Annotated in this window: 37 protein-coding genes; 34 read left to right on the forward strand and 3 right to left on the reverse strand. The window is 56.0% G+C overall.

The features are described from left to right. Positions 1-260: 260 nt before the first annotated feature. From RGW60_RS06445 to RGW60_RS06510, 14 genes are all read left to right on the forward strand, one after another. On the forward strand, positions 261-557 hold the full coding sequence (locus RGW60_RS06445; protein ID WP_322203156.1) for a hypothetical protein: 297 nt from the start codon (positions 261-263) through the stop codon (positions 555-557). Then, positions 554-853, forward strand: coding sequence for a hypothetical protein (locus tag RGW60_RS06450; protein ID WP_322203158.1), 300 nt, complete (start codon positions 554-556; stop codon positions 851-853). Before RGW60_RS06445 ends, RGW60_RS06450 begins: the two co-directional genes overlap by 4 nt. Continuing rightward, entirely contained in the window at positions 850-1,083 is a 234-nt protein-coding gene (locus RGW60_RS06455; protein WP_322203159.1) for a hypothetical protein, read from the forward strand. Before RGW60_RS06450 ends, RGW60_RS06455 begins: the two co-directional genes overlap by 4 nt. Further along, a complete protein-coding gene (locus RGW60_RS06460; RefSeq protein WP_322203161.1) occupies positions 1,080-1,400 on the forward strand; it encodes a hypothetical protein in 321 nt (106 codons plus the stop codon). Before RGW60_RS06455 ends, RGW60_RS06460 begins: the two co-directional genes overlap by 4 nt. Further along, positions 1,397-2,131, forward strand: coding sequence for a Rha family transcriptional regulator (locus RGW60_RS06465; protein WP_322203162.1), 735 nt, complete (start codon positions 1,397-1,399; stop codon positions 2,129-2,131). Before RGW60_RS06460 ends, RGW60_RS06465 begins: the two co-directional genes overlap by 4 nt. Next, positions 2,128-2,529: a hypothetical protein gene (locus RGW60_RS06470; protein ID WP_322203164.1), complete on the forward strand. Its 402-nt coding sequence runs from the start codon at positions 2,128-2,130 to the stop codon at positions 2,527-2,529. The genes RGW60_RS06465 and RGW60_RS06470 overlap by 4 nt, the downstream gene beginning before the upstream one ends. Then, positions 2,526-2,849: a hypothetical protein gene (locus tag RGW60_RS06475; protein WP_322203166.1), complete on the forward strand. Its 324-nt coding sequence runs from the start codon at positions 2,526-2,528 to the stop codon at positions 2,847-2,849. Before RGW60_RS06470 ends, RGW60_RS06475 begins: the two co-directional genes overlap by 4 nt. Then, positions 2,846-3,619: a hypothetical protein gene (locus tag RGW60_RS06480; RefSeq protein ID WP_322203168.1), complete on the forward strand. Its 774-nt coding sequence runs from the start codon at positions 2,846-2,848 to the stop codon at positions 3,617-3,619. Before RGW60_RS06475 ends, RGW60_RS06480 begins: the two co-directional genes overlap by 4 nt. After that, positions 3,600-4,403 carry an ATP-binding protein gene (locus RGW60_RS06485; protein WP_322203170.1) on the forward strand — a complete coding sequence of 268 codons (804 nt, stop codon included), beginning with the start codon at positions 3,600-3,602 and terminating at the stop codon, positions 4,401-4,403. Before RGW60_RS06480 ends, RGW60_RS06485 begins: the two co-directional genes overlap by 20 nt. Continuing rightward, entirely contained in the window at positions 4,400-5,767 is a 1,368-nt protein-coding gene (locus RGW60_RS06490) for a replicative DNA helicase (protein WP_322203172.1), read from the forward strand. The genes RGW60_RS06485 and RGW60_RS06490 overlap by 4 nt, the downstream gene beginning before the upstream one ends. Continuing rightward, complete coding sequence (locus RGW60_RS06495) at positions 5,764-6,063, forward strand: hypothetical protein (protein ID WP_322203174.1); 300 nt, start codon at positions 5,764-5,766, stop codon at positions 6,061-6,063. The genes RGW60_RS06490 and RGW60_RS06495 overlap by 4 nt, the downstream gene beginning before the upstream one ends. Further along, on the forward strand, positions 6,063-6,611 hold the full coding sequence (locus RGW60_RS06500) for a hypothetical protein (RefSeq protein ID WP_322203176.1): 549 nt from the start codon (positions 6,063-6,065) through the stop codon (positions 6,609-6,611). Before RGW60_RS06495 ends, RGW60_RS06500 begins: the two co-directional genes overlap by 1 nt. A gap of 257 nt (positions 6,612-6,868) precedes the next feature. Then, the gene (locus RGW60_RS06505; RefSeq protein WP_322203178.1) at positions 6,869-7,276 is read left to right on the forward strand and encodes a hypothetical protein; all 408 of its coding nucleotides are present in this window, start codon (positions 6,869-6,871) and stop codon (positions 7,274-7,276) included. 135 nt (positions 7,277-7,411) lie between these two features. Continuing rightward, on the forward strand, positions 7,412-7,594 hold the full coding sequence (locus RGW60_RS06510) for a hypothetical protein (protein ID WP_322203180.1): 183 nt from the start codon (positions 7,412-7,414) through the stop codon (positions 7,592-7,594). 223 nt (positions 7,595-7,817) lie between these two features. Here the strand turns inward: RGW60_RS06510 and RGW60_RS23725 are convergent, their stop codons facing one another. Genes RGW60_RS23725 through RGW60_RS06525 form a run of 3 tightly spaced genes read right to left on the reverse strand, consistent with a single transcriptional unit; the run spans position 7,818 to position 8,705 of the window. Continuing rightward, positions 7,818-8,006: an ECs_2282 family putative zinc-binding protein gene (locus tag RGW60_RS23725; RefSeq protein WP_416194834.1), complete on the reverse strand. Its 189-nt coding sequence runs from the start codon at positions 8,004-8,006 to the stop codon at positions 7,818-7,820. A 38-nt stretch (positions 8,007-8,044) separates the two neighbouring features. Further along, complete coding sequence (locus RGW60_RS06520) at positions 8,045-8,470, reverse strand: type II toxin-antitoxin system HicB family antitoxin (RefSeq protein ID WP_322203184.1); 426 nt, start codon at positions 8,468-8,470, stop codon at positions 8,045-8,047. Positions 8,471-8,519: 49 nt separating this feature from the next. Then, positions 8,520-8,705, reverse strand: coding sequence for a type II toxin-antitoxin system HicA family toxin (locus RGW60_RS06525; RefSeq protein WP_322203186.1), 186 nt, complete (start codon positions 8,703-8,705; stop codon positions 8,520-8,522). A gap of 83 nt (positions 8,706-8,788) precedes the next feature. Here RGW60_RS06525 and RGW60_RS06530 point away from each other — a divergent pair, with 83 nt between their 5' ends. The 20 genes from RGW60_RS06530 (at position 8,789) to RGW60_RS06625 (ending at position 22,398) form a co-directional block, all read left to right on the forward strand. Then, positions 8,789-9,106: a peptidase M48, Ste24p gene (locus RGW60_RS06530; RefSeq protein WP_322203188.1), complete on the forward strand. Its 318-nt coding sequence runs from the start codon at positions 8,789-8,791 to the stop codon at positions 9,104-9,106. Beyond that, complete coding sequence (locus RGW60_RS06535; protein ID WP_322203190.1) at positions 9,103-9,363, forward strand: hypothetical protein; 261 nt, start codon at positions 9,103-9,105, stop codon at positions 9,361-9,363. The genes RGW60_RS06530 and RGW60_RS06535 overlap by 4 nt, the downstream gene beginning before the upstream one ends. Before the next feature lie 62 nt (positions 9,364-9,425). Then, positions 9,426-9,725 (forward strand): hypothetical protein, encoded by a 300-nt coding sequence (locus RGW60_RS06540; RefSeq protein WP_322203192.1) that lies wholly within the window; start codon positions 9,426-9,428, stop codon positions 9,723-9,725. Between the two features lie 78 nt (positions 9,726-9,803). Further along, entirely contained in the window at positions 9,804-10,010 is a 207-nt protein-coding gene (locus RGW60_RS06545) for a terminase gpA endonuclease subunit (protein ID WP_322203194.1), read from the forward strand. Positions 10,011-10,021: 11 nt separating this feature from the next. Then, positions 10,022-10,675: a hypothetical protein gene (locus RGW60_RS06550; RefSeq protein ID WP_322203196.1), complete on the forward strand. Its 654-nt coding sequence runs from the start codon at positions 10,022-10,024 to the stop codon at positions 10,673-10,675. A 154-nt stretch (positions 10,676-10,829) separates the two neighbouring features. After that, positions 10,830-11,408, forward strand: coding sequence for a hypothetical protein (locus RGW60_RS06555; protein ID WP_322203198.1), 579 nt, complete (start codon positions 10,830-10,832; stop codon positions 11,406-11,408). After that, positions 11,392-13,377 carry a phage terminase large subunit family protein gene (locus RGW60_RS06560; RefSeq protein ID WP_322206859.1) on the forward strand — a complete coding sequence of 662 codons (1,986 nt, stop codon included), beginning with the start codon at positions 11,392-11,394 and terminating at the stop codon, positions 13,375-13,377. Before RGW60_RS06555 ends, RGW60_RS06560 begins: the two co-directional genes overlap by 17 nt. Positions 13,378-13,397: 20 nt before the next feature. Next, the gene (gpW, locus tag RGW60_RS06565) at positions 13,398-13,667 is read left to right on the forward strand and encodes a gpW family head-tail joining protein (protein WP_322203200.1); all 270 of its coding nucleotides are present in this window, start codon (positions 13,398-13,400) and stop codon (positions 13,665-13,667) included. Further along, the gene (locus tag RGW60_RS06570) at positions 13,667-15,319 is read left to right on the forward strand and encodes a phage portal protein (RefSeq protein WP_322203202.1); all 1,653 of its coding nucleotides are present in this window, start codon (positions 13,667-13,669) and stop codon (positions 15,317-15,319) included. The genes gpW and RGW60_RS06570 overlap by 1 nt, the downstream gene beginning before the upstream one ends. Continuing rightward, positions 15,319-16,197 carry a S49 family peptidase gene (locus RGW60_RS06575; RefSeq protein WP_322203204.1) on the forward strand — a complete coding sequence of 293 codons (879 nt, stop codon included), beginning with the start codon at positions 15,319-15,321 and terminating at the stop codon, positions 16,195-16,197. Before RGW60_RS06570 ends, RGW60_RS06575 begins: the two co-directional genes overlap by 1 nt. Before the next feature lie 24 nt (positions 16,198-16,221). Then, a complete protein-coding gene (locus RGW60_RS06580; RefSeq protein WP_322203206.1) occupies positions 16,222-16,830 on the forward strand; it encodes a hypothetical protein in 609 nt (202 codons plus the stop codon). Between the two features lie 36 nt (positions 16,831-16,866). Then, entirely contained in the window at positions 16,867-17,562 is a 696-nt protein-coding gene (locus tag RGW60_RS06585; RefSeq protein ID WP_322203208.1) for a head decoration protein, read from the forward strand. A gap of 83 nt (positions 17,563-17,645) precedes the next feature. After that, positions 17,646-18,722 carry a major capsid protein gene (locus RGW60_RS06590; RefSeq protein ID WP_322203210.1) on the forward strand — a complete coding sequence of 359 codons (1,077 nt, stop codon included), beginning with the start codon at positions 17,646-17,648 and terminating at the stop codon, positions 18,720-18,722. After that, positions 18,722-18,958, forward strand: coding sequence for a hypothetical protein (locus RGW60_RS06595; protein ID WP_322203213.1), 237 nt, complete (start codon positions 18,722-18,724; stop codon positions 18,956-18,958). Before RGW60_RS06590 ends, RGW60_RS06595 begins: the two co-directional genes overlap by 1 nt. Continuing rightward, positions 18,955-19,290 (forward strand): hypothetical protein, encoded by a 336-nt coding sequence (locus tag RGW60_RS06600; RefSeq protein ID WP_322203215.1) that lies wholly within the window; start codon positions 18,955-18,957, stop codon positions 19,288-19,290. Before RGW60_RS06595 ends, RGW60_RS06600 begins: the two co-directional genes overlap by 4 nt. Further along, positions 19,290-19,976: a phage tail protein gene (locus RGW60_RS06605; protein ID WP_322203217.1), complete on the forward strand. Its 687-nt coding sequence runs from the start codon at positions 19,290-19,292 to the stop codon at positions 19,974-19,976. The genes RGW60_RS06600 and RGW60_RS06605 overlap by 1 nt, the downstream gene beginning before the upstream one ends. 8 nt (positions 19,977-19,984) lie before the next feature. Continuing rightward, positions 19,985-20,206, forward strand: a complete 222-nt coding sequence (locus RGW60_RS06610) for a DUF2635 domain-containing protein (RefSeq protein ID WP_322203219.1) — start codon at positions 19,985-19,987, stop codon at positions 20,204-20,206. Then, the gene (locus tag RGW60_RS06615; RefSeq protein WP_322203221.1) at positions 20,206-21,684 is read left to right on the forward strand and encodes a phage tail sheath subtilisin-like domain-containing protein; all 1,479 of its coding nucleotides are present in this window, start codon (positions 20,206-20,208) and stop codon (positions 21,682-21,684) included. The genes RGW60_RS06610 and RGW60_RS06615 overlap by 1 nt, the downstream gene beginning before the upstream one ends. A 57-nt stretch (positions 21,685-21,741) precedes the next feature. Beyond that, complete coding sequence (locus tag RGW60_RS06620; protein WP_322203223.1) at positions 21,742-22,107, forward strand: phage tail tube protein; 366 nt, start codon at positions 21,742-21,744, stop codon at positions 22,105-22,107. Positions 22,108-22,110: 3 nt separating this feature from the next. After that, on the forward strand, positions 22,111-22,398 hold the full coding sequence (locus RGW60_RS06625) for a phage tail assembly protein (RefSeq protein ID WP_322203225.1): 288 nt from the start codon (positions 22,111-22,113) through the stop codon (positions 22,396-22,398). Positions 22,399-22,496 lie beyond the last annotated feature (98 nt).

Here is a 22,496-nt window from a genome sequence, read left to right on the forward strand (position 1 = left end):
GTCGGTAGTAATTACATCTACTTCGGGTGCGCCTAGTCGTCTAGTTCCCCATCGTCTTCAAAAGCAGGGCCTGAGCCTGGCCTTCCGAACGTTGGCGTTTGCCGATTTGATGAGCATCGAAAATGAATAAGCGCCAATCCCAGTTTTTGTTGTCCGGCTAAACCGCAGGCAACAAAAAGGCCCGCAGTCGCGAGCCTTCTTTAACCACTCCCTTGCAGGGGAGCTTTTTAAAACTTCTTCGTTCTGTGGAGGACGAATCAATGCACCCGAAAAATACCACCGGACATAACCGGATGCAACATTTAAGCGAAACGCAACCCATAAACTTCAATGATGCATTTATGGACTGTAAGCCACCGTGTGTATCTCGAGCGCTTACTGAGTCGAGCACTTTGCTCTCATCCGGCATTGCGCTGATCACCCAGCTTAGTGCCGTGGGACCAGTTGATGAAGACGCGGCGTTCGGCATTATCTTCATAATAACTGGAGCCAAAGCCCTGCTTGATTCCACCGAAGTTGCTATCCGGCAGGCCAGCGAGCAAGGCGGTGCCCAATGACTCGCGCAACTAGTACTAATGCCTGCTTGGGCAATGCTGCCGCAACGATGGAAGCGACGGGGCAGTTTGTGTGGGCTGTCGGCAGCTTGCTTCAGCGTTTGGCCGACTCCGGCGACGAGGAGGGAATCATGTCCCAGTCTGTAATCGCTGGCTTGGGGCATGGCCTCAGACTCGTTAGCGTTCGCCTTCAGGAAGATGCAGAGCATTACCTTGAGCGCGCTCAAAGCGCCGCCAAACCCGCGACACAAAACGCTGAATCCGAAAACGTGTCGGCAAACGCGGCGGTGGCGAAATGAATCGTGCCCGAGAACTGTGCAATAAAATTGAAGCACGTCTTCGTGTAATTCGCGGACTCGCTGACATCCTGATGGAAAACGATGTTTTCAAAACTGGCGCCGCTGGTGATGGCCCTGCTCAGCTTGAGGCTGATCATGAGCTGATCGTCCACGGAGCGGTTCACCTCTTATCGGATCAAGCGCAAGACGAGATGATCGAGCTGATGGACGCGATGGAGGTGCCGGTATGAAGGCTTCAATCCCCAAATCGAAGCGTCCGGTTCCAAGCTCACCTTTGCGCCTGTATGGCTCGTTTAACACGGGCGCGCAGAATAAATACGGGCTTGATGTGGTTGAAGAATTTCTGCGGCGTGCAGAGCTAACTGTCGACCCTCAGCAGAAACTAATGCAGGCGCAGCGGGTAATTGGTGCGCTGATGGCGCTGCATGCATTCGACGCCCCCAAAATCAGCGACACGGAACTTCACCGCGCAGTGTTTGCTCGTCTTTCGGTCCTTACCGGCGAGACGCCTGACGCGCTCGTCATCATGGCAGGGGTGGCGATATGAACCTGATCACCTCCAACGCCTTGACCATGTCGTCGCAGGAAATCGCCGACCTTGTCGAGGCTCGCCACGACAGCGTGAAGCGAACTATCGAGCGGCTGGCAGAGAAGGGCACTATTCAACTCCCACCATTGGTGGAAGTTAAGAATCACCTCGGGCAGACCGTTGAGCAATACGTGTTTTCTGATGAGAAGGGGAAGCGCGACTCAATTGTGGTCGTCGCCCAGCTCTCTCCGGAGTTCACGGCAGCACTCGTTGATCGTTGGCAGGCACTCGAAGACAAAGCGTCTCGGCCAATGACCCAAGCCGAAATCACTGCCGCCAACGCAAACCACCTGGTGTCCGTCGAACGGCAACAGTTGCAGCAGCAGGCGGCAATCGAGCGCATCGAGCGCAGGGTTGAAATCATCGCAGAGCAGCGAGTTTGGGATCACTGTCCGCAAAACTGCGCCCCTCTTGGCCGCATCAAACAATCCATGAGCAAGCGTTTCGGCCTTTCCGGGCCGACGGTAGCGTTCGTACTGCAACAGTGGCCACACCTCCCGAAACAGGCGGGCATGGTCCGCAATGGACATGAAGAGGCGAAGGGAAGTCAATACGTCGTGTGGCACAAAACCGACGTGCTGGCAGCGTTCAATCGCTTTGTAAGCGAGTCGCAAATGGTTACGGCCACCCAGGCAACCAACCCCTATTTCGAGGGCCGGTTTCGTCTGGTCCAGCAGGCACAGTCATGAAGCGTAAATACACAAAGAACGAACTCAAGGCACTGATCGTCGAGCTGTCGATTGACCATCACCGCGCACAACTCGCCGTGAGTCGCCGCCGCGTTGAGCTGAACGACCAGTACCGGCACTACTTCCATGTCTATGGCGATCCAGAGCCAAACCATAGAGGAATTCGTTGGGATGATCCGCGTTACGACGGCGTTATCAAATACACCAACGACGCTTACGACGTCTTGCGGAAAGCCAAGCAGAGTCGGTACAGCGCCAAGCGTCGTCTGGACATCGCTATTCGCCGTTTAATGCTGCTTACGAATGTGTCGTTCGCTGTGCCGGCTGGCGTGCCGGTTAAGCGTCAGGCGTTGACGCTGGTGCGACGCGCGACCCTTTCAGGGGAGTCAGTCCATTGAGCATTCGAAGAAGTGCATCTGTTCAACGGGCATCCGGCCTCGGTAGTGCTGTCCTTGACGCTGGTCTGAGCTTTCGAGCTATTGGCCTGCTGGCATACATCCTTTCTAAACCGGTCGACTGGGAATGCTCTGTCGTTGATTTGGTTGATTTCTCTGCGAAGAGCGCCCGCCCAGAAGGCCGCGACAGCGTGTATGCGACGATCAAGGAGCTCACCAAAGCTGGATATATCGTTCGTCGTCAGCTGCGTGATGAGGAGGGGCAAATGGACGGCGTCGAACACGAAGTCTACGCATTGCCTCAACGCGGGGTGCAGGTATGAGCCTCCTATTCAACTTCCGTCCCTTGGTGATCAACCCTCAGCTCGCCGAGCGTATCGGCTTGAACGAGGCGATCGTTCTTCAGCAGCTCAAGTATTGGCTGAACGAAACAGAGTCTGGCGTCGAGCATGACGGCCGTCGCTGGGTTTATAACACCGTCGAGCAGTGGCAGAAACAGTTCCCATTCTGGTCACCGGACACTGTAAAGCGAGCGCTCAAGTCGTTGCAAAGTCAGGGTTTGGTATCGGCTGAGCAGTTGGCCAAGGCCAAGCACGATCACACCAATCATTACTCCATCAATTACCGTTCGGGTGCCCTGATCGATCAGGGCAATTTGCCCCAATCAGAAGAGGGCAATTTGCCCCAATCGAACGGTTCAGATTGCCCCGATCTTCTTACAGAGATTACAACAAAGACTACTACAGAGAATTCTTCGTCCAATTTGACTGACCCAATGGAAGGGTTTGATCAGTTCTACAAGTTGTACCCGAAGAAAGTCGGACACAAAGCCGCTAGAACTGCATGGCTGAAATTGAGCCCCGGCGCGGACCTGCGTGCAACCTTGATGACCTCTCTTGGCAAGCAATGCGTCTCGGAAGAATGGATCAAGGAGAAGGCTCGCTACGCGCCAAACCCTGCTACTTGGCTGAATGGGGAGCGCTGGACCGACGTCCTTCCCGCAGCCATCAAATCCGCGTCCAACTACCGCGACCTTCCAGACCACACCGACGCTATGTATTCGGGGGTTGCCAATGGCAAACCAGCATTCTAATTTCCGCCGTCAACCAGCCTCTCGCCCTATCATCGGTCATTGCCATCTGCACGACGGCTTTGAAAGTGCCGAGGTTGAGCAGTTCGATGGCCCCGCTCTGGTACGCACCTGCCAGTTCTGCCGCTGGGAAGCGCTGAACAAGGCGCCACTCGACAGCAAGGAGCGAAACACGGCATTGGCTCAGGTCAGAGCTGAACGCCTCAACAGCGCGCTCGTAGGGTCTGGTATCACGCCACGTTTCGTTGACAGTTCATTCGATAACTATCGCGTCGATGACAACTCAATGGCTGCCAAAGCTCTGGAGACCTGCCAGTCCTACGTCAACCAGTTCGAAGAAAACTACCGACTGGGGCGCTCACTGATTCTGGCGGGCAAAGTCGGCTGCGGGAAATCCCACTTGGCCAGCAGCATCGTTCAGGGCGTGATTCGATCCCATTGTGCACAGGCGCTTATCGTCTCGGTTGCCGAGATCATCCGCATTTCAAAAGGCGTCATGGTCAAAGGCGCGGACTACACCGACATCGATGTGATTCGGGAACTGGCTGAAGTCGACTTGCTGGTCATCGATGAGCTTGGCGCGCAAAAGGGTTCGGATTACGAGCTGGGTGTTCTGCATGAAGTCCTCGACCGGCGCTATCAACTGGTCCGGCCCACGGTGGTGGTCAGTAATTTGCTCATTGCCGACCTACCAACTTTCCTCGGCCACCGGGCATTGGATCGCCTGCGGCAGAACGGCGGACTCATTGCTGGCTTCACTTGGGAATCGGCGAGGGCAACCGTATGAGCCGCGATCTATTCAGCATTCCGTCCGAACACGGCCTATTGGGCGCCATCTTTGTTGATCCAACGTTGCTTGATGAGATCAGCGGTAAGGTCAATATCGCCGACTTCCACGAACTGGAGAACGCTGCGCTGTATCGGGCCATTCTTGACTGTCATGCCGCTGGCGATCCCGTGGACATCATCACGGTCAGCAATCACCACCCAACACTGCCATGCGGATCAAGCATGCTGGCCCATGCCGCCGAGGTCCATTCGAAGGCGCAGGGCACGTCGAGCTGGAAGACCTACGCACGGGTAATCAGAGAGCGGTCGGTGTTGCGCCAAGTGGTTTTGGTGGCCGAGTCCATTACCGAGTCAGCCAGCGAAGACAAGTCGGTTGCCGAAATCATTGCCCTTGGCCAGCAGGCGCTCGTAGACCTGCGCGACCTTGATGACGGCGAGCAGGATTACTACCGGGCGAACGAGATTCTGCCGGGAGTGATCGATACGATCGATGCCAAGTACAACAAGACCGCCCCCAAGGGCCTGACGACCGGGTTGCCGGACCTCGACAAGCTCATCAGAGGATTGCGAGCGGGGAACCTGATTACCATTGGCGGGCTCACGGGTTCAGGGAAAACAATCCTTGGCGTGCAGATCGCTCAGCACGTTACTTGCTCACTTGGCCATTCCGGTCTCATTTTCAGCATGGAAATGACTCGGGAGGAACTGATCACTCGGGGCATCGCCTCAATGGGGGGCGTTAGCCTGACGCGCCTAGATGAAGGTGAAAGTCTTGATGATGACGATTGGCCGCGCATCACTGGAGCGGTCAGAAAGCTCGACGAGGCGCGACTTTACGTCAACGATCAGGCTGGAATGACTGTGGCGCGCATCCGCTCCATTGCTCGCCAATGTCAAAGACGGGAAGGGCTGGACGTGCTCGTCGTCGACTACATCCAACTGATCGCCACGGCGGGCAACGGGCAAAACCGCACGCTTGAAATCGGCAAGATATCCATAGCGCTGAAGAACCTGGCCAAGGAACTGAAGGTGCCCGTCATTGTGCTGGCACAGCTCAACCGCGGCCCAACCAATCGTCCTGACAAACGACCGCGACCAAGCGACATACGCGACTCAGGGCAGATTGAGCAAGACTCCGATGTTGTGATCCTGGTTCACAAGGACATGGAAACCGAAGCCGGCCGTAACGGCATCACCGAGTTAATCGTGGGCAAGTGCCGCCATGCTCAGGTTGGTTCATGCAATGTTCAGCAGGAAGGCAAGTTCGTTCGATTCGTCAGCTTTGGGGGTAAGCCTCCGAGTAACGAAGAGGTTGAAATGGGCCGCTCGTATGCCAGCAGATCTAAGGGGAGAAATTCATGAGCAGGGTATCTGCGGCACTGCCGCGCAAAAGCATGAATGAACTTGAGCGAAAGTTCCTCAAGATCGCTGGCGAAGAGTTGGCCAAGGTAAAAATCGGCGGACCAACTGCCTTGGCTTACCTGCTTGACATGATCGCCAGTTGGCATGGGCTACGGCTGGAAATCGGCTTTCACGATTACGGACAACGCTGGCTGATTGAAGGTAACGCGCGTCAGAAGGCTGCGGACCAGTTACTGCGGTCACTGTTCGGCATCGACGATGAGCCAGCACCACGTCGCATTCGGAGGGCAGCCTAATGAGTGTCTATCGTGATGCTGAGCACGCCATTACGCGGGCAATGAACGTCGACTCGATATCCCTTCACAAGGGTGCTGGCTGGCAGAACAAGTACCAACCCGAAGGGTGGGTAGCGCCGAAGGCAGATAACCCTTGTCCGCTGGATAAGTTCGATCAACTGACGCAGGACAGCATGACTCGGGCGATCCTGCATCGGGTTTTATCGCCTCTTCACTGGGCGGTGCTGGTAGCGCATTTTATGGTCGACCTTGACGGCTCGACTGAGCAGCAACGCACCCTCGCAATATCGCACCTGACACGGACGGCACCGGGAAAGGCTCACTACCTCTTCCGACTCAGATGTGCGACGGCCTGGGCTTCTCCTCGCGTTACCGAAGCTTTCATGGTGCTGCACACATGGGATAACGCGGAGCCAAAAACGCCAGAGAAAACACTGTATCGGTGGCGCGCAGATATGCGCAAGTGGATGGAGAAGGAACGTGACGAAGCAGTGGCGTCAGCGTGGGTTGTTCTCGACGAGGCGAGGCTGATAGCAGAAGCTGCTTGATGCTTTGAGAAAATGAGAATATAGTTTTCCACATTGCGGTTCTGCGTTTTTAAGATGCGCCGCACAGAGACAAATTTAAGCTCGGCCGCAGAGATGCGATGTCCGGGCTTTTTTGTGGGCGCCATATGTCTGGTGTTGAAGCAGGCAACGATATTGGGTCATGTCTCGCGCCATTCGACGTTAGTGATGCCTAAAGCCTCTGCCTGTGGCTTAGAAAGCTTAGGTCCTCTAGATCCCTTACATTTAGGGATAATTTGATGGAAAAAAATTCAGTTTTTGGCGGATTTCAGCAACAGTTAGTGAAAAATGCAGTCAAAGGCTACTTTCTTTCGTCCACCGGTCAAGTTCTCGGCACTCATCGCGCATTGTTGTCTCTCAGGTTGTGCATGGATAACCCGTGCGTGAAGAGGAGATCCGTCATGGACATCAATGAGAAAGCGCCTGGGAATGTATCCCAAGGTGGCGTATCGAGTGGAACAGACAACGAAACTGGCTTTGATCTGCGGGATAAAGCCCAACGGGCGCTGGACGACGAAGACACCGCTGACGATGATGTCGGCGAAGGACTGACGGATGATGAAAGGGTCAGCCGAGAAGACGATGACGCAGAAGGTGGCGCACGTGTAACGCCAGGCCCGGCAGATGAAGAGCGGCTGCCTAAGTGACTTCGGAAATATCACTGCGCGCCGTCAAGTTCGACTTGTCCCATGCCCGCTCATCAGCTTATTGGCACTTCAGAATACTGCCGTCTATCTCAACTCCATGTGCAGGTGTTCTGCACCACAGACCGGAGACAGAACATGGTAATCGACGACAACGGGCCGGAAAGCGCTTATCCCGGGCCAGCTGAACCCGGTAGCGGGGAGGATGTTTACCCCGAAGACGAACAGGATCAGGAAGGCAATCAAAGTGATGTTCCTGATATATCGGAGAGTCTTCCGGTTGACGAAGCTGAAGAGCCGTCGGCAGTTAATAGCATCTGATTGTAGAGGATAAATATACCCCGCCACGTGCGGGGTTTTTTGCGTCTCCGTTTTCCCCAATCCCTCGGAACCTCTGATCGTCACGTTCAGCGAGGGCCCTATTCAAAACTCATGCCTCAAGGCAAGAGTTTGAAGCTCTGGAGCGCGCATGGACAATTTCATCATGGAGGCGGGCGGGCACGAACTTGACGAGTCGTTTCGCCCCCTGATTGAGATCATGCAGTCACTTAAAGAGCTTCCCGAATTCCCGTTTGATGTCTTCTACAGCCTTATCACCGACGGCCTTGATGACCTTGCCATAAGTCTCGACAGCACCGCACTTTCTACAGGTGATCTTCGAGCTGTCGTTAGGCCTGGCCGGCGCATCGAACTGATCACTACCGCACTTCTTGCACTTAAGCTTTACCTGCATCGTTGATGCTCCACGGTTAAATTATGCAAAACGGCGAGTTACGCCGCTTCGACCGATACAGCCAGGCGCTTGCCAAGCAAAGCTAATGCCGCCTCGACCTGTTCCATCTTCGAGGTGTGCAGGAAATCGACAAGTCGATCACCTTGCACCTGGTGCACGCCAAGAAGACGGCACAGATCAGCTTTACGCATATCTCGCTCCATCATGGTGTTCCACAGAACAATCTTCGCCACGGTCACGGCCGGCAGGCGAACAACGTACTGTCCCGGATCTGGCTTCGACGCCTGAGGAATTGGTCGGCGCTGATCAACGTAGATGGATAGGGCAGTTTCGATACCGTCCACAGACTCACGCATTGCATCGGCAATGTCATCGCCAGCACTGTTGAACTCAGGCAGGTCCGGCGCCATAACCGCGACCCCAGGGTTTTCGTCTTCGAGAATGATCACAGGGTAATCGTACATTTTGCAGCCCTCTATTTCGGGAAGGTGATGGAAGCGAGTGAGCTGGGGCTCAGTCCTTGAGCCCCAGCTGTTTGATGATTGCTTTGCTGGTCGGCTCTTTCATTTCCTTGGAGCCGTGGTCCGCAAAGACCGTTTGCTTATCCTCGTAGTAGACCTTGAAGTGGCTTGTTCCTTTGCCCGCTTCGAACCTGACTCCTTTGGACTTAAGCCATCGTCTGAACTCGCTGTACTTCATCACCTCCCCTCGTTGTGTTGATGAGCCTATTCTACAACACTTTTGTGTTATTACAACATATTTGTTTTATATGGAGTTGACCGATGGCCGAGCCCGCAAGCACCGCCGTAGCGGGGGTTCTTCTGGTGAAGTACGGCGTTGCAATCGCTGGGTTCGCCGGTGCAATCCTCTCGTTGACATTCCTGCGCGGACTGACTCGCGGCCAAGCGGCCTCGGCATTCTTCACCGGATTTGCTTCTGCAATCTTCACTACTCCACTTGCCGTCAGTTTTTTCCACATCACTCCAGATGGCGGACCGCAATACGGGGTGGCGTTTCTGATCGGCCTACTGGCAATGAACATTATCCCCGGCCTAAAAGCCTTGGCGGCTAAGTTCGGCGCCCAAGGAAGTATCGGATGAATATCTTTCTTCGACCCCTCGACGTCGCGCTGTGCGTGCTTGTCATGTTCGCCGCTGCCGAGTATCTGCGACGCGTAAGGCCGATTGAGCAACCGCTGCTGAGCGCTTCCTTCTACTTGGTCGCCATCGCTGCGTTCGGCGGGTTCGTGATGGAATTGCAGGGCGATCCCGTGAGCCCGTTCACCGTAGCGTTGCACCTGGGTGTCGTGTTGTATGCCTGGGCTCGACGCGGGTACTTATTCGAGATGGCGCACTAATGGGCCTCTTCAAATCCTTCATCGCATGGATTGCGAAACCCCTATCTGCCGAGGCAAAGAACATGACTGACGTGATCATTCAATCCGGTGCATCTGATACTTCTGCTCTTGCGTCTTTAGTAGACGCCTCGACCGTACAGCCATTACCGGCTGACACTATGGATCAGGGCAAGACAGCCGGTGCTGTAACGCTGCTGACCGGTAATGTAATGGCTGGCATGGCTTATAGCGGTGACCCGTTGGAATCCGCGATTCATAGCGTTGCGCACTTGATTAGCGATCTCCCTGCCTTGGCTGATCGCCTAACCGATCACCTGGAAAAGCTGCTCGCCGGCCAATTGGCCAAACTCGGCGTTGCCTGATTGCCACTCCGCCTTTCGATACGTCAGAGATCGCCATGCTCTCTGTTACAGCAGCAGTCGCAGAATAGGATGTAAGAGATGACAGCGCCCACCTCGCTTGCCTCGGAAATCAGTCGTGCCGTGGCAGCTCTTCCAGCAAATGTGTGCGACGGTGGTGAAGTTCTGACGGTTGGTGTTGATATCGCGCAAAACCGTGTTGAGTTTGAGATTTTCGCATGGGGTCTTGAAAGCCGATTGGCGTTCAAGTCTCCATCTGTTCGAGTGGCCTGTGGCGATAAGTCGTAATGGCGAGCCCAATGGATATTTCCGTTCGCGCCAATGTGAAGGATCTTCAGAAGACGCTCACGGCGCTGGCAAATAAACAGATCAAGTTCGCAACAGCACTGGCACTGACCACTATTGCCAAGGAAGTCCAGGCGGATGAGATCCACAACATCTCTCTGGTGTTCAAAAAGCCTAAGCCGTTCACGCAGAAGTCTGTAGGTGTGAAGGGCGCCCGCAAAGACAACCTCACAGCTATCGTATTCGTTCGGCCCATTGCAGCGAAGTACTTGGAGCCATACGAAGTCGGTGGACTGCACGTGCTGTCCGGTCGAGCACTGCTCAACCCCAAAGACATCAAGCTCAACGCTTACGGTCAGTTGCCACGCAATGTGCTGGAACGACTCAAGGCTCGCAAAGACATCTTCATTGGCCCAGTTAAAACCAAGTCTGGATCGGTGAATGGAGTCTGGCAACGGATACCACCGAAGGAAGGACAGAAGGCAAGGCGTGGACGAGCAGCATCAGTCGCACAGCCAGGCCATTTGAAACTAATCATTCGCTTCGGTGACCCGATCATTGTGAACAAGCGGTTGAACTACCGAAGTCGCGCTCAGGCTATCGTCAATCGTCGCTTCAATGCGGTGTTCGGTGACGCCATGGCCAAGGCTCTGGCGACCGCGAAATGACAGGGTTTCGCACTAAGATGGTGCCGGCGGGAGGAGGGTACCCCCCCCATACCTGGGTCCTTCCTCGCCCTTCTGACATCAAGGGCATTGCGCGCCTCGGTGCACAACGAGCTACGAATTTTTTCAATTTGGGTAACAGGTAACAAAATATCCCATGAATCAAAGCGAATTTGCGGCACTCCACGGCGTCAGTCGAAAGACCGTGACTAAGTGGAAGGACCGTGGCTGGCTTGTGTTTGAGGGCAAAGAGCTTAACGTTGATGCTTCAAATTTGCTGATTGCAAAGTATCGTCGCGACGGCATTGAAGTTGTTACCCAAGCTGATTTGGGTAACAACTCAAACACCGGTCCGGCGCCTGTTACCCGCGCATCCGCCAGGGTAACAGTCAAGGAAGGCGAAACGGTCGAGCAGGCTACGACGCGCATCTTGATTGCGATTGGCGCGGATATGAATGTCGACGAGGCAAAGCGGGTTAAGGAAAACTATCTAGCTCTGCGTGAGCAACTGGAATATGACCGCGAAGCTCGCTTAGTTGTCGCTGTCGAGGACGTGATCCGGGCGGTGGGTGTGGAATACGCCAGGGTGCGCAGTCGCCTGTTGTCTATTCCATCGGAGCACGCTCCTCGTATCCACCGCCTGAAGACCGTATTGGAGATACAAGACGCGCTGCACGGAATTATTGTCGAAGCGCTTGAGGAGTTGACCCGTGATCGAGATGGGATCAGCACCTGAAGGACGTCGGTACGCCGAGGGCTACACTGCTCTGCAAGCTGGTTTGTTTGATGCGCGTCGTCGAAATATTCAGCCGCCGCCTAAGTTAAGCCTCAGTCAGTGGGCTGATCGCCACGCGATGCTTTCCCCGGAAACAAGCGCGCAGACCGGACGTTTCCATGCGTTCCCTTATCAAAACGGGATCATGGATGCAATCACAGACCCAACCGTAGAAATGGTTTCTGTTCAGAAGTCGGCACGGGTTGGATACACCAAAATCATGGACCACGTCGCCGGGTTTCACATTCACCAGGATCCGGCCCCTATCCTTGTGGTTCAGCCACGGGTAGAGGATGCCGAGGACTATAGCGTTACCGAAATTGAGCCGATGTTGCGCGACACGCCTGTGCTTGCCGAAATCACAGGCGACCTGAAACGGAAGGACTCGCGGCAAAAGATCGCCAAGCGAATCTTCCGTAACGGCGCCTCGATTTCATTCGTGGGCGCAAACAGCCCAGGCGGGTTTCGTCGGATAACTGCTCGCGTGGTGCTGTTCGATGAAGTCGACGGCTATCCGATAATGGGCGCCGGTAAGGAAGGCGACCAAATCAAGCTGGGCATCAAGCGCACCGAGTCGTTCTGGAATCGAAAGATCATCTTGGGCAGTACGCCCACGGTGAAGGGCGAGAGCCGAATTGAAAAAAGCTACGCCAACAGTGACCAGCGAAGATATTACGTGCCCTGCCCACATTGCGGCGAGTACCAGGTTCTTGAGTGGGGCGGTCCTGACACGCCTTACGGGATGAAGTGGGATAAAGACGAAAACGGGATTGGCATTCCGGAAAGCGTGTTCTACGTGTGCCGGGCTACCGCCTGCATGATCTTCGAAACCGATAAAGAAGAAATGATTGGTCGCGGAGAGTGGCGAGCCGCCAAGCCGTTCAAGGGGCATGCGGGATTTCACATTTGGGCGGCTTATAGCCTGTTTGTGAACGCTGCCTGGCGAAACCTGGTTGCCGAGTGGCTAGAGGTCAAAGACGACCCACTCATGCGCCAGACCTTCGTCAACCTGGTGCTTGGCGAAACCTATGAGGATCGGGGTGATCGCGCCTTACAGGAAAGCAAGCTCACCGAGCGATGCGAGGTGTGGGGCTCAGAGGTACCCGACGGAGTCGCAGTGATAACGGTGGGAGTAGATACCCAGGATGATCGCTTTGAATGCGAAGTGGTCGGCTGGGGCACCAACGAGGAAAGCTGGTCCATAGATTTCGAGGTTATCCATGGCGACATGGAAACCCCTGATATCTGGAATCGGCTGGATGCTTACCTGAAAAGAATCTGGTACCGGGCAGATGGTCGCGGCTTTGAAATCATGGCGGTGTGTCATGACTCTGGCGGCCACCACTCGCAAAAAGTCTATGACTTTTCCAAAGCGCGAATCGGTCGTCGGATATGGGCGATCAGGGGTGAGTCGGCGGTGGGCGGTAAGCGCTCACCGGTATGGCCAACCAAGACACCCAGCCGCCGTAATAAATCAGCGTTCAGGCCCGTGATAATTGGCGTGAACGCCGCGAAAGATTCGGTTAGGTCGCGGCTCCACCAGGTCGAACACGGTCCGGGCTATATGCACTTCCCGACCGAAAGAGACATTAACTATTTCGCGCAACTTACCTCTGAGCGGTCCGTACGCAAGACGTCTGGCGGACAGACCTACCGAGTGTGGGAATTGCCACCGGGCCGGGCAAACGAGGCGCTCGACTGTCGCGTTTATGCCTATGCAGCGCTTTGCGGTCTTTTGCACGCGGGCCTGAAGCTGAACAAGCGTGCCGAAGAAGTTAACGCCTCGATTGGTATCCCCGTCTTCCGGCCGCCACTGACTGATGAGGTCGATGCGCAACCTGTTGCGGCTCAAAAACCCGAAAAGACCGGACCATCGATCACACAGCCCGACGCGCCTGTACGCAACAAGCCTAAACGCCGCCTGGCTTAACCCATTCACGGAGTACGACCATGGCCCGATTCAATCCATCCAGTAGTTTGCTGGCGGGCATGCCTCGCAACCAATTGCAGGTATCGCTGCAAAACGCTCAACAGGCCTATCTACAACTCTCATCTGGCGGGAAGGTTGAAAGCGCGTCTTACACGCAAGGCGATGGCGCTAAAAGTGTGACCTACCGCCAGTCCAACATTGCCGAACTTGCCAATGTTATTCAGATGCTCCAACAACAGTTGGGTCTTGTCGCTCGGCCGCGTCGTCCAATCACGTTCAGGTTCCAATAATGAATAAGCCCGTATCGATTGTTGGGCTGGACGGTTTACCAATACAGCCGTTACGCGCAGGCCGGTCGAAAATGCTGGCGCCGGGCGGTAATGCGCCCTATGACGCCGCCGATATCCACGGTGAGCACGTCGTAGGATGGCGCCCGTACCTGGGTTCGCCAGATGGCGAAATCAACATGTACCGGGACCGCATCGTGTCCCGCGTCCGGGATCTGGTCCGCAACGATGGCTGGGCCTCGGGCGCAGTTACACGAATTCTCGACAATGCAATTGGTGGCCACTTCCGTCCACTGATCAAGCCGGACTGGCGCGCACTTGCGGCGTACACCGGTAAAAAAGCATTCGACGCGACCTGGGCGCATGAGTTTGCCCAGGTCGCCAGCGCAAACTATCGCTCTTGGTCACTTGATCAAGGCCGCTACTGCGATGCTCAGCGTGCGCTGACGATCACCCAGATGATGCGCCTGGCCTTTCGGCACAAGCTGATCGATGGCGACTCGTTGATGCAGGTCTGTTACATCCCCGAGCGCATTGGTCACGGGCGCGCCAGGTATGCAACAGCTATTCAGCTGATTGATCCGGACCGATTGAGCAACCCACAGCAACAGTTCGATTCGAACTCGTCACGCGGTGGCGTAGTTGTTGATGAGTTTGGGGCGGCCCAGGCGTACTGGATTCGCAAGGCCCACCAAGGGGATTGGTGGGCGGCTGCCGACAGCCTTACTTGGGAGAAAATCCCACGGGAAACGGAGTGGGGGCGGCCGATGATCATTCACGACTACGACCATGATCGCGCCTCTCAGCACCGCGGCGGTACCGGTATTTTCGCGCCGATTCTGCAGCGAATGAAGATGCTGGCCAAATACGACGCGGTTGAGTTGGATGCCGCAGTAATCAACTCGATATTCGGTGCTTATATCGAAAGCCCGTTTGACCACGGATTGGTATCTGAAGCGCTTGGCGATAGTGCCGATTTTTCTGGGTATCAGGATCAGCGAGCGGATTTTCACGATGAGCGCAAAACTATGCTCGGCGAATCTCGGTTGCCGATTCTGTTCCCTGGCGAAAAGATCAATGCCGTAACCGCGACTCGCCCTAACGCGAACTTCGCCGGTTTCGAGAAATCGTTTTTGCGCAACTTTGCCGCCCAGACCGGTCTGTCCGCGCAGCAGATGTCGCACGACTGGTCGGATACAAACTACAGCTCTGCACGTGGTGCCTTGCTTGAGGCTTTCAAAACCCTGAACCGTCGGCGCGGAGATTTCTCCGCGAACACTGCCCAGCCGGTGCTTGGCTGTTTCATGGAGGAATCCATGGAGGTCGACGATTACCCGATGCCGCTTGGTGCGCCTCCTTTCATGGAGTGCCGGGCGATGTATTCCCGCGCCGAATGGATGGGACCGGCGCGCGGCTGGATTGATCCGGTGGCAGAAAAGCAAGGCGCGGTTCTCGGTATGGATGCCGGGCTCTCCACTTTGCAGATGGAATGCATGGAGCAGGGGCTCGACTACGAAGAAGTGCTCGAGCAGCGCAAGCGCGAAATCGACAAGTTCGCGGAGCTGGGCATCCCGGCGCCGACGTGGGCCGGCATGCAAATACCTGGCGGATACACAACGGCAGATGAGTCCATTCAAAAACCGAGGCCTGAATAATGCATTTTGGACATCTTGCTCAGCGGCTCTTTAATGTGCCCGTGGCCATCCGCCCTGAAAAGGCCGAAGTCATCATGGCCGCGCTTGCCGAGCGCATGGGCATCGGTCGAATGATGAGGGTCGGCGGTGACGCCATCGATATGACCCCGATGGCCATGGAAGGCGAGGGCTACAGCTACGCGGATCGCGAGTCCCGAGACACTGGTTACGACCTGGTGGGAAATATCGCAATTATTCCGATCCACGGCACGCTAGTGCAGAAAACCGGATGTCTTCGCCCGTGGAGCGGGATGACCGGTTACGACGGTATCCGCCAGGCATTCTTGACCGCGATGTACGACCCAAACGTCGCCGCCGTCGTGCTGGATGTTGATTCGCCTGGTGGCGAGGTCTCCGGCTGCTTCGACCTGGTTGACATGATTTACGAAGCTCGAGGCAGTAAGCCGATCTGGTCAATTCTCAACGAGTCAGCCTATTCAGCCGCTTACGCAATCGCCAGTGCTGCGGATCGCATCTACGTACCTCGCACGGGCGGTACAGGCTCTATTGGTGTTATCTGCATGCATGTGGATTTCTCCAAAGCGCTGACCGAGGCGGGTATCCAGGTGACGTTTATCACCTATGGCGACCGCAAGGCTGATGGTCACTCAGAGATTGCGTTGAGCTCTGAGGCGCTGGGTCGCTTCCAGACCGACATCAACACCATGGGTGAGCTGTTCGTTGAAACAGTTGCCCGCAACCGAAACATCGCAACCAGCAAGGTGCGCGATACGCAAGCCGGTACTTATCTCGGCGCCGCCGGGGTGTCCGCCGGTCTTGCCGATGCTGTCGCGGCGCCTGATGCCGCTTTCCGGGCGCTGCTTTCTAAGCTGGCCTAGCACCTACCTTTCGAGGAAACACCGATGAACATGCGTACCAAATTGAGTGCGGCGATGCCGTTTGCCCATTTTTTCGGACTGACGTCGAGCGCCGAAGAAAAGGACGATGATGAGGACAAAAAAGCCAAACGCGCCAAGCGCGCCGATGCAGATGAAAAGGACGATGAGAAGGACAAGGAAGGCAATGCGCGAGGGGCTAAGGCCGAAGACGACGATGACGACGAACTTGAGGACGATGACGACGATAAAAAGGCTCGCAAAGCCAAGCGCCGTGGCGCTGACGGCGATGACGACATGGAGGACGGCGATGACGACGACAAGCCGAAGGGCAATCGCGCCACCGTTGCGGGCGAACGTGCTCGCTGTGCCCAGATCGTTGCTCATGGCATCAAGTCCGGCAATGTCGAGCAAGCATGCGTGTTCGCTTTCGACACAAGCATGTCCGCCGCTTCTGCAGTTAATGCGTTAACTGCCGCCGGCGCCTTGAGCGGTCAACGTGGCGGGTTGCGTGATCGCATGGCTACGGTCACCACGACTCATGTGGGCGCCGAAGGCGGTGGTCAGGCTCCAGCTGGCATGTCGCCAATGGCACAAAAAATCATTGCGGCGGCTGAGCGAGCTCAGGCCCGCTAATTCCCGTCAGTCGATCAAATTACGGAGATTTCCGGCATGTCGCTCACCCCCAGCTCTATTCGTGACAACCCTCAACAGCCCGGCGTTCAGGCTCAGGTGTATATCCCTGATCAACTGATCGCCGATGCTCGAAACCTGGTAACTCAGCCGATCTTGCTCGGCGCCGGCGTCTTGCAGCGCGGTACCGTGCTGGGCCAGCAGACCGTTAACCCCTTCCAAGCTACCGCGTCCTCGAGCAACACTGGCAACGGTACGCTGGGTGGTATCAGCGTCGGTACGGCTGTAGAGATCGGCGGCTACGTGTTGCTAGCCACCAGTGCAACGACCTTCAGTGTCACGGACCCTGAAGGCGTATTGGTCGGAAACGCAACAGTTGGTACCGCGTTCACCAATATTGAAATCAACTTCACGCTGACGGCGGGTGGCACCGCATTCGCGGTGGGCGATACCTTCACCATCAACGTGTTTGATGTCGTCGGTACCTACATCCAGTGTGTCCGCACTGCATCTGATGGCAGCCAGCTACCGGTGGCTGTGTTGGTCGACTATGCCGATGCATCTGCTGGCGCGGTCACTACCGGCGCTTACCTGGCTGGCGAACTTAATGTCGCTGCGCTGATTTACGACGCAAGTTGGAGTCTGCCTGGACTGGTTTCAGCAATGCGTCCATACGGCCTGTTCGCCAAGACTTCGGTCTCGGCAGCACCGCCGTCGAACAACCCGGCGCCGTAATCGGGCCAATCCCAGATATCCCATAGCCCGCTAATCGCGGGTTTTTTTATGGTTGAATTTGTAATTCCTTTTTGGAGAGGCTAATGACCGCCGCCAGTTCTTTTCCCTATAGCACTACCGACCTGATCCAGGTCGTGCCCACGCTCAAGCGTTCGCAAAAATTTCTGCTCGATAAGTTTTTCCCGAACATTCAGGCTTCAGAAACCGAGTTCGTGGCGATTGATATCGACGTCGGCCTACGCCGCATGGCTCCGTTCGTCAGCCCGCTGGTACAAGGCAAGCTGGTTGAGCAACGTCGCTACCAAACCAACACGTACAAACCGGCCTACATCAAGGACAAGCGTGCGCCAGATCTGCGCAAGCCGATCATGCGCCAAATTGGTGAGCGCATCGGTGGCGGCGAGATGTCCGGCGCTGACCGTGAAATGGCAAACATCGCTTTCGAAATGGCCGACCAGATCGACATGCTCGACCGTCGCCTGGAATGGATGGCCGCATCTGCACTGCGCACCGGCAAAGTGATCATTGCAGGTGAAGGCTTCCCCACCGAGGTCGTAGACTTCGGGCGTGATGGGAAATTGACTGTCGCCCTGACCGGCAACAATCAGTGGGGCATCAAAGGGAACTTCAACGCTGCTGGCCGCGATACTGTGCCAGCTGACACGATCGAAACCTGGCAAACCCTGGTCCTGCAGTTGTCCGGGGCTCAGGTGACCGACATTGTGTTCACCACTTCGGCCTGGAAGGCTTTTTCCAACGACGAAAAAGTGTTCGGTGCTGTGTTCTTTCCGAAAGAATCAAGCGCTGGCGAAGTCAAAATTGCCCCAGAAATCGCACCGGGTGCGGTATCGAAAGGTCGCTGGGGTCAGTACAGCTTATGGCTGTACAACGATTGGTACATCGATGACAACGGCGTTGAGCAGCCGATGTTGCCCGACGGCACCATCTTGATGTCCGGCCCTGCGCTGATGGGCACCCGCGCATTCGGTTCGATTCTGGACCCGGCGTTTAATTACAAGGCCATGCCCTACGCGCCGAAGACTTGGGTCGAGAACGATCCTGCTCAGCGAATCATGCTGATGCAGAGCTCGCCAATTGTTATCCCGAGCCGCGTTAACGCCTCCTTTTGCGCGACCGTCTGCGCTCCGGCGGCCAGCTAATGGCCGCGCCACAGGCGGGACAGGGTGGAACGGTCGACGCTGTGGTGGCGCACGGACGGACCGTCGTCGATGTGACAGGGAAGCACATCGCGGCGGGCGAGACCGCGAAGGTGCTTAGCAAGGATGTCGAACGCCTTAAAGAGCTCGGCTTTCTTAGCGACGGCGTAGTCCAGGATGTGCGCCGCGAAGGTCCGCACATCTCGGTTACGGAAGGCCCGACCGTGAGGCTGGCGTGATTGATTGGGATTCGCTGGTGCTGGCGCCATTGGCGGATATCTTCGGCGAGGGCAACCTGCCTGATAGCCAAATCATGTTCTACCCCGACGGCGGTACGGCTTACGCAATCGATGGCGTCTTTGATGCTGCTTATCGGGACATCCATCTGATTGACACCATGGTCGATGCGAACACCGTCCAGCCCGTGCTGGGCGTCCGTCTCGCCATCTTCGCCGCTCCGCCAATTCCCGATGATCAGGTATTTATCCCGAGTACCGGGAACACGTACCTGATCAAAGAGGTGCGGCCCGATAGTCATGGCTGGGCAAAACTGATGCTGGGGAAAATGTAATGACGACTACCTCAGATTTGCGGCTGTTGTCTGCGGAGGGGCTTAAGGGCAAGACCCTCGCCGGAAACAATGTGTTTTTGGCAAGGACTTGGGCCACCTGGGACGGTAGCTACCCGATTCTGTACCTGCATTCGCCCGGCGAGGATATGCAATCACTCGGGGACGTCAGCGCGCCACAGTTCACCGTCACGGCAACCATTCGGGTCAGCGCTCGCGTCGAGGTGAGGAATTTGCCGAGGAATGGCGGTGCGGCAGCAGCACTGGCGGAGCTGGAAGTGATCCAGCAGCAAATAAAAATGGCACTGATCAACTTTCCGCCACTGATGAAAAGGCTGCAACAGTACCCGTTCGTTCGATCTGAAATCCGTGAGAGCGGCGAAGGTGATTCCGAACTGGCGGAACTGGTGATGGATATCGGTATGGAGTTCTACCAAGGCCCTGAAGATTTCTACCCCTTGGCAGCGGAGATTCCCGGACCGCCTCTTGATCCAGCAGCAGAAGTGGCCGCAATAAAGCCGATCATGCCGCTGGAACAGGTTTACATCACCAACGACCTCACCAACGTCGTCGATATGTTGGGCACCTACGACAACCCGCCATTTCCACTCGCTGTCAATCCAGCGCCCCGTTCAGTCGGCCCAGACGGTCGCTCTGAGGGCACGCTAGATATCCACCTCACGCAATAGGAGCACCCATGTACGTTTATGCCTCTCAAGGGTTGCTAGTTCGCGACCCTGTGAAACAAGATTTTTTGCCCGTCGAAGGCCGCGAGGTTCCCGACAGCGCTTTTTACTGGATTCGGCGCCTGGGTTGCGGTGATGTAACGCTGACCCCGCCCGCAACCTCGGCACCCGCCGCGATTGTGCTCGATTCGCGCGTCACGAAAACCACCCCAACTGATGGGAGCGATAGCTAATGCCCGTTCCATTCAATAACATCCCGACGAACAACCGGGTTCCGCTTTTTTATGCGGAGGTCGATAACTCCCAGGCCAACAGCGGGGCGCAGACTCAGAAAACGTTGATCATTGGTCAGATAACCGCAGCCGGTAACGGCATAGTCAACGTTCCAGTGCTTGGGCAGGGCGTTACTGACGCCCAAGCTAAAGGTGGACAGGGTTCCATGCTTGCGCTGATGACTGCGACCTACGTTGCCAATGACAGTTTCGGCGAGATCTGGTTTTTGCCTCTGGCAGACGCAGCGGGTGGGGTCGCAGCTACCGGCACGCTGCTTGTTGCCGGACTGCCCACTGCCACAGGCGTTATTTCGCTGTACATCGCCGGGCAACTCGTCAGCCTGGTCGTAACGGCAGCCGAAGCCCCGAGTGCTATCGCCACAGCTTTGGCGGCACTCGTCAATGCGACTCCAGATTTGCCGGTTACTGCGACTGCGACCACGGCAACAGTGACGTTCACCGCCAAGAACAAGGGTATGACGGGTAACGACATCGATATCCGGTTGAATTATCTCGGAACGGTGAATGGGCAGGCGATCCCTGTTGGCTTGACGCTGACAATTACCGCAATGACGGCTGGCGCAACCAACCCCGTGCTGGACACGGCGCTCAGCAACCTGGCCGACCAGGCATTTGACTTCATCGTTAGCCCCTACACCGATACAGCTTCGCTGGATTCGCTCAAAGCGTTGCTCAACGACAAAACGGGGCGGTGGGGTTATATCTCGCAGATCTATGGCCACGTGTTCTCGTCGTTGCGCGGCACGCTATCAACGTTGGCGACTGCGGGCAACGCCCGTAACAACCAGCATGAAACTGTACTGGGTGTTTATGATTCCCCGTCTCCACCCTGGTCATGGGCGGCAGGTTCGGCTGGCGCAGCGGCAGTTGCATTGCGTGCCGATCCGGGCCGCCCGCTGCAAACTTTGGTCGTGAGCGGCGTACTCGCACCACCGCTTATTTCGCAATTTGACGTGGGCGAGCGCAATACCTTGCTTTGGGATGGTATTTCCACGTTCACCGTTGCGAATGACGGCACGGTCGCGATTGAAAACATGATTACGACTTACCAAAAGAACAGTTTTGGTTCCCCCGATGACAGTTATCTGCAAGTCGAAACGCTGTTTCTGCTGATGTTCGTGCTGCGCGCTCAGCGGGCCTTGGTAACTTCGAAGTACGCACGGGTCAAGTTAGCGGCTAACGGCACTCGCTTCGCGCCTGGCAGTGCAATCGTTACTCCGAACATCATTCGGGCCGATCTAATTGCTCAGTACCTGACGATGGAATTCAACGGGTACGTCCAGGATTCGGCTGCCTTTGCCAAAGCCTTGATTGTCGAAAAGAACAGCCTAAATCCGAACCGGGTCGATGTTCTCTCGCCAGCCACGCTGATCAACCAGTTGCGCATTTTTGCGCTGCTCGAACAATTCCGCCTGTAGTCCAGGCACCACGTCAACGGCCGCCATTGAGCGGTTTTTTTATGCCTGGAGAAACATATGGCTAATCCCAACCGCCTCGCCGGGGTCTGCTACCTGTCCGTCGATGGCGTCAGTTACATGATGTCCGGGGATTTCTCTTACAAGGTTTCTGGGGTATCCCGTGAAACCTTGAAGGGCCCCGACGGCGTTCATGGCTACGCCGAAAAGATCGAACAAGGCTATATCGGCGCCACACTCCGTGACTCCGCGAGCCTGAGCCTGTCCGACCTCAACGCCATGAGCAATGTCACGGTTGTGGCCGAGCTCGCCAATGGCAAAACCGTAATCGGTAGCGCCATGTGGACTACCGATTTGCCCGAATCCAAAGCAGCTGACGCCACTATCGAAATGAAGTGGGAAAGCGCATCCGTCACGGAGAGTTGATCCATGTTTGAAGAAGAAACCACCATTGAGCTTTCAAAACCGGTAGTCATCGGCACTGGCGACACTGCGCAGACCTACACCGAACTCAAGCTTCGAGAGCCCACCGCTGGCGAAATCGAGAAAGCTTCACGGGCAGATACGGGCCCCGGCTCGGCCATCACCCTGATCAGTTTGATTACTAAAATCCCACGCGGGGCAATCGAAAAAATCAGCAAGCGTGACCTGATGGCTGCGGACAAGTACCTCCAGGGTTTTTCGGACGCTGGGCCCTCGGCGGCTGGCCAGAGCTGATTGCTCAGCTGACGAAGTTCTACAGTTGGGGGCCGCATGACGCGCGATCACTGACTTTGGGCGAGCTGATCCAGTGGAACGAGCAAGCCATTAAAATG

The sequence above is a fragment of the Pseudomonas sp. AB6 genome, assembly GCF_034314105.1.
Lineage (GTDB): Bacteria > Pseudomonadota > Gammaproteobacteria > Pseudomonadales > Pseudomonadaceae > Aquipseudomonas.

Coding starts and splice junctions, on each gene's coding strand:
- RGW60_RS06445 (WP_322203156.1), top strand. CDS start 261: ATGCACCCGAAAAATACCACCGGACATAACCGGATGCAACATTTAAGC.
- RGW60_RS06450 (WP_322203158.1), top strand. CDS start 554: ATGACTCGCGCAACTAGTACTAATGCCTGCTTGGGCAATGCTGCCGCA.
- RGW60_RS06455 (WP_322203159.1), top strand. CDS start 850: ATGAATCGTGCCCGAGAACTGTGCAATAAAATTGAAGCACGTCTTCGT.
- RGW60_RS06460 (WP_322203161.1), top strand. CDS start 1,080: ATGAAGGCTTCAATCCCCAAATCGAAGCGTCCGGTTCCAAGCTCACCT.
- RGW60_RS06465 (WP_322203162.1), top strand. CDS start 1,397: ATGAACCTGATCACCTCCAACGCCTTGACCATGTCGTCGCAGGAAATC.
- RGW60_RS06470 (WP_322203164.1), top strand. CDS start 2,128: ATGAAGCGTAAATACACAAAGAACGAACTCAAGGCACTGATCGTCGAG.
- RGW60_RS06480 (WP_322203168.1), top strand. CDS start 2,846: ATGAGCCTCCTATTCAACTTCCGTCCCTTGGTGATCAACCCTCAGCTC.
- RGW60_RS06485 (WP_322203170.1), top strand. CDS start 3,600: ATGGCAAACCAGCATTCTAATTTCCGCCGTCAACCAGCCTCTCGCCCT.
- RGW60_RS06490 (WP_322203172.1), top strand. CDS start 4,400: ATGAGCCGCGATCTATTCAGCATTCCGTCCGAACACGGCCTATTGGGC.
- RGW60_RS06495 (WP_322203174.1), top strand. CDS start 5,764: ATGAGCAGGGTATCTGCGGCACTGCCGCGCAAAAGCATGAATGAACTT.
- RGW60_RS06500 (WP_322203176.1), top strand. CDS start 6,063: ATGAGTGTCTATCGTGATGCTGAGCACGCCATTACGCGGGCAATGAAC.
- RGW60_RS06505 (WP_322203178.1), top strand. CDS start 6,869: ATGGAAAAAAATTCAGTTTTTGGCGGATTTCAGCAACAGTTAGTGAAA.
- RGW60_RS06510 (WP_322203180.1), top strand. CDS start 7,412: ATGGTAATCGACGACAACGGGCCGGAAAGCGCTTATCCCGGGCCAGCT.
- RGW60_RS23725 (WP_416194834.1), bottom strand. CDS start 8,006: ATGCAGGTAAAGCTTAAGTGCAAGAAGTGCGGTAGTGATCAGTTCGAT.
- RGW60_RS06520 (WP_322203184.1), bottom strand. CDS start 8,470: ATGTACGATTACCCTGTGATCATTCTCGAAGACGAAAACCCTGGGGTC.
- RGW60_RS06525 (WP_322203186.1), bottom strand. CDS start 8,705: ATGAAGTACAGCGAGTTCAGACGATGGCTTAAGTCCAAAGGAGTCAGG.
- RGW60_RS06530 (WP_322203188.1), top strand. CDS start 8,789: ATGGCCGAGCCCGCAAGCACCGCCGTAGCGGGGGTTCTTCTGGTGAAG.
- RGW60_RS06535 (WP_322203190.1), top strand. CDS start 9,103: ATGAATATCTTTCTTCGACCCCTCGACGTCGCGCTGTGCGTGCTTGTC.
- RGW60_RS06540 (WP_322203192.1), top strand. CDS start 9,426: ATGACTGACGTGATCATTCAATCCGGTGCATCTGATACTTCTGCTCTT.
- RGW60_RS06545 (WP_322203194.1), top strand. CDS start 9,804: ATGACAGCGCCCACCTCGCTTGCCTCGGAAATCAGTCGTGCCGTGGCA.
- RGW60_RS06550 (WP_322203196.1), top strand. CDS start 10,022: ATGGATATTTCCGTTCGCGCCAATGTGAAGGATCTTCAGAAGACGCTC.
- RGW60_RS06555 (WP_322203198.1), top strand. CDS start 10,830: ATGAATCAAAGCGAATTTGCGGCACTCCACGGCGTCAGTCGAAAGACC.
- RGW60_RS06560 (WP_322206859.1), top strand. CDS start 11,392: ATGGGATCAGCACCTGAAGGACGTCGGTACGCCGAGGGCTACACTGCT.
- gpW (WP_322203200.1), top strand. CDS start 13,398: ATGGCCCGATTCAATCCATCCAGTAGTTTGCTGGCGGGCATGCCTCGC.
- RGW60_RS06570 (WP_322203202.1), top strand. CDS start 13,667: ATGAATAAGCCCGTATCGATTGTTGGGCTGGACGGTTTACCAATACAG.
- RGW60_RS06575 (WP_322203204.1), top strand. CDS start 15,319: ATGCATTTTGGACATCTTGCTCAGCGGCTCTTTAATGTGCCCGTGGCC.
- RGW60_RS06580 (WP_322203206.1), top strand. CDS start 16,222: ATGAACATGCGTACCAAATTGAGTGCGGCGATGCCGTTTGCCCATTTT.
- RGW60_RS06585 (WP_322203208.1), top strand. CDS start 16,867: ATGTCGCTCACCCCCAGCTCTATTCGTGACAACCCTCAACAGCCCGGC.
- RGW60_RS06590 (WP_322203210.1), top strand. CDS start 17,646: ATGACCGCCGCCAGTTCTTTTCCCTATAGCACTACCGACCTGATCCAG.
- RGW60_RS06595 (WP_322203213.1), top strand. CDS start 18,722: ATGGCCGCGCCACAGGCGGGACAGGGTGGAACGGTCGACGCTGTGGTG.
- RGW60_RS06605 (WP_322203217.1), top strand. CDS start 19,290: ATGACGACTACCTCAGATTTGCGGCTGTTGTCTGCGGAGGGGCTTAAG.
- RGW60_RS06610 (WP_322203219.1), top strand. CDS start 19,985: ATGTACGTTTATGCCTCTCAAGGGTTGCTAGTTCGCGACCCTGTGAAA.
- RGW60_RS06615 (WP_322203221.1), top strand. CDS start 20,206: ATGCCCGTTCCATTCAATAACATCCCGACGAACAACCGGGTTCCGCTT.
- RGW60_RS06620 (WP_322203223.1), top strand. CDS start 21,742: ATGGCTAATCCCAACCGCCTCGCCGGGGTCTGCTACCTGTCCGTCGAT.
- RGW60_RS06625 (WP_322203225.1), top strand. CDS start 22,111: ATGTTTGAAGAAGAAACCACCATTGAGCTTTCAAAACCGGTAGTCATC.